This window comes from Pseudomonas sp. AU11447, assembly GCF_001672555.2.
Classification (GTDB): Bacteria; Pseudomonadota; Gammaproteobacteria; order Pseudomonadales; family Pseudomonadaceae; genus Pseudomonas; species Pseudomonas nitroreducens.
The window spans coordinates 1-447 of record NZ_LZDG02000009.1 but is presented as its reverse complement, the minus strand read 5'-3'; the positions used below and the strand labels follow the sequence as shown (position 1 = coordinate 447).

Here is a 447-nt window from a genome sequence, read left to right as displayed (position 1 = left end):
GGATTTTTTCGGCCTGCGCRAGCGAGTCGTGGAGGWGGGGRGACAAGTCCTCGGGAGGCTCTCCGAAGACTCGAAAGAAACGCTAGTGCCCTGATTCGCCAGGGCCATACCGGGGTGTGGGCTTATCCCTGGGGGACGTGGCAGTCCGCAGTAAACGAGGCGATTGAAGCGGCAGAGCGGATGAAGGCGGGCAGCTAGTCCCCCTTCTTCGCCTTCTCAGTTGGGGCAGGGAAAAGAGGCTTGAAAAGTATCCCTGCCAGGAAAAGCACGAACAGCAACAGCAACGCTGCTCCCATTACCCAAGAAAAGGCCTTAGGGAACAGAACGCAGATCAGTGCCAGTGGCACTACCAGGTGATAAATCTTCATGACTGATGTCCGTCTCTCAGTAAGTGTCGATGCCAGTCAGGGCCGCAACGAACTGCAGCAGTTCAAGGCCGGCTATTCG

At 57.2% G+C, this 447-nt stretch carries 1 protein-coding gene; it reads right to left on the bottom strand.

Features of this window, described 5'->3' with window-relative positions; translation table 11 throughout:
* Nucleotides 1-194: 194 nt before the first annotated feature.
* Nucleotides 195-368 carry a hypothetical protein gene (locus A6723_RS32020; protein WP_156356588.1) on the bottom strand — a complete coding sequence of 58 codons (174 nt, stop codon included), beginning with the start codon at nucleotides 366-368 and terminating at the stop codon, nucleotides 195-197.
* Nucleotides 369-447: the final 79 nt, after the last annotated feature.

Coding starts and splice junctions, on each gene's coding strand:
- A6723_RS32020 (WP_156356588.1), bottom strand. CDS start 368: ATGAAGATTTATCACCTGGTAGTGCCACTGGCACTGATCTGCGTTCTG.